This is a genomic window from Streptomyces ossamyceticus (assembly GCF_001418475.1).
GTDB lineage: Bacteria > Actinomycetota > Actinomycetes > Streptomycetales > Streptomycetaceae > Streptomyces > Streptomyces ossamyceticus.
Map to the genome: position 1 here is coordinate 1 of NZ_LIQX01000949.1, position 1597 is coordinate 1597.

The following is a 1597-nucleotide window of genomic DNA, read 5'->3' on the forward strand; positions in this document are numbered from 1 at the left end:
GGCCGGGCCCGGCCCGTAGATCGACGGCGGTACCGTGCGAACGGCGCAGAGAGCGAACGAGGAGGTGGGCCATGGCCACGGTCTTCAGATGCCGGGCTTGCGGAGCAACGCTCTCGGCGAGCCTTCACCACACGGAATGGCAACGGCTGCCGCGCGTCCCGGGCCCTCGCGCCGGATCGGTTGCTGCCGCCCCGGCGGCTCGGCCGGCCCCAACCTGATGAGCGGCAGCTGTGGGGCCGAGGTCGGCATCGAGATATCGGACTGCTGGACGGAGTTCGACGTCCGACTCCTGCTCGCCGAGGCCTTGCAGGACGACTCTGTCGGTGGCCTCGCCTAGCCTCCGACCATGAGCATGACCGGTGAGTACCTGCGCGTCACGACTGCTGAGCTGGACCGGGCGATCCGCGACCCCGACTGGGCGCTGGACTTCGTCGAGGAGGTCCAGGACACGGGGGAGAAGACGGAGCCCGCGCCGGCCGAAGCGCGGCACTACAGCACGTACAAGACGTGGGACATGCTCCGCTTCCTGCTGGCGCGCGCCGAGTTCCCCGTGAACGTGATCCTCGGCGAGGAGCCGTTCGCGGAGGACGAGGACTGGGGATACGGGCCCCCGAGATACCTGCGCCCAGAGCGGGTCCGGCTCGCGGCGGAAACCCTGCGTGCCACCACCTATGCCCAGCTCATCCATGACGTGGACCCGGCCGAACTGACCACCGCCGAGGTGTATCCCCTCGGCTGGAACGAGCCCGGCTCACTGGAATGGGCGCTCCCTTGGTACGACGGCCTCACCCGGTTCTTCGAGGCAGCTGCCGGGTCGGACGACGCGATGCTCGTCTGGCTGGAATGACGGGCCACGCGCACACCGTCGTTGCTGTCCTTCACTCCCTTACGGCACGACAAAGCCCCCTCCGGGATGATCCCGAGGGGGCTTTGACCTGTGTGCACTCGGCAGGATTCGAACCTGCAACCTTCTGATCCGTAGTCAGATGCTCTATCCGTTAAGCTACGAGTGCTTGTTCTGTTTTCCGCCGGTCCTGGTCCGTTTGGCCCGCTCTCGGCGACAGGAAGAACATTACATGACTGCCGTCGCCATGTGAAATCCGTTTGCCGCACCCCTTGTGACCTGCGAAAACGCCTCAGCAGGCACCCTGGGGAACGACGAAGCCCCGGTCGTGTGGACCGGGGCTTCGGTGATCAAGCGCGGAGGCGGAGGGATTTGAACCCTCGATGGGCTTTAAGGCCCAAACCGCATTAGCAGTGCGGCGCCATAGACCGGACTAGGCGACGCCTCCCGCACAACCGCCCGCGCGAGCGCGAGTGGTGCGTGCAGATGATGACACAGCCGAGTGGGCTGTCACCAATCGCCTCCCACGGTACTAGGCGGAGAGGCCGCAGGGCAAAGCCGTATGGCACGTCGCGGCGGGTCGGAGAGTGTTCGGGAACGGTTCGTCAGGGACGTCCGGGATCGGCAGGGCGGGTCGGTCCACAGGGCTCCCCTCTCCTCCGTCCGCCGCAACCGTGGGGCCCGCGTGGCGTTAGTCAGGCCATGTTGCAGAACCCTCCCCCCACACCGCCGCAGGCGTCCTCCGCCCTCGCC

At 67.2% G+C, this 1597-nt stretch carries 2 protein-coding genes and 2 tRNA genes; 2 read left to right on the plus strand and 2 right to left on the minus strand.

What is annotated here, in order from left to right; genetic code table 11:
* Nucleotides 1-136: 136 nt before the first annotated feature.
* The gene (locus tag AOK15_RS40855) at nt 137-337 is read left to right on the plus strand and encodes a hypothetical protein (RefSeq protein WP_055524285.1); all 201 of its coding nucleotides are present in this window, start codon (nt 137-139) and stop codon (nt 335-337) included.
* Between the two features lie 9 nt (nt 338-346).
* Nucleotides 347-847 carry a YfbM family protein gene (locus AOK15_RS40860; RefSeq protein ID WP_055524288.1) on the plus strand — a complete coding sequence of 167 codons (501 nt, stop codon included), beginning with the start codon at nt 347-349 and terminating at the stop codon, nt 845-847.
* A gap of 93 nt (nt 848-940) precedes the next feature.
* Here AOK15_RS40860 and AOK15_RS40865 read toward each other — a convergent pair.
* Both AOK15_RS40865 and AOK15_RS40870 read right to left on the minus strand, forming a co-directional pair.
* A tRNA-Arg gene (locus tag AOK15_RS40865) sits at nt 941-1013 on the minus strand.
* Nucleotides 1014-1201: 188 nt separating this feature from the next.
* Nucleotides 1202-1292 (minus strand) — tRNA-Ser (locus AOK15_RS40870).
* Nucleotides 1293-1597: the final 305 nt, after the last annotated feature.